Below are 240 nucleotides of genomic sequence, written 5' to 3'. Positions count from 1 at the left end.
GCGTCGCGATGGCGCATCTCGCCCTTCGGCAGGGCGTGCTGGACGAACACCGTCTCCACGGTCTGGAGGTAGAACTCCGCCGTCAGATCCATCACGGACAGGTACTCGTCGTAGAACTCGCGGTGCTTCTCGGCCGAGTCGCCGTCGTTGCCCACGAGGTGCTTGAACATGTCCCAGTGCGCCGTCAGGTGACGATCGAGGTTCATGCCCATGAAGCCGGAGAGCTGGAAGAAGCCCGGA

Annotated in this window: 1 pseudogene; it reads right to left on the bottom strand. The window is 63.3% G+C overall.

Features of this window, described 5'->3' with window-relative positions:
* A pseudogene (locus ACZ3HH_RS31080) lies at positions 1-240 on the bottom strand (polyhydroxyalkanoate depolymerase); the annotation flags it as partial.

The organism is Pseudomonas sp. PME37.24/025, from assembly GCF_055556615.1.
Note: the sequence above shows the minus strand (reverse complement) of the source record. Positions and strands in the feature narration are given on the sequence as shown.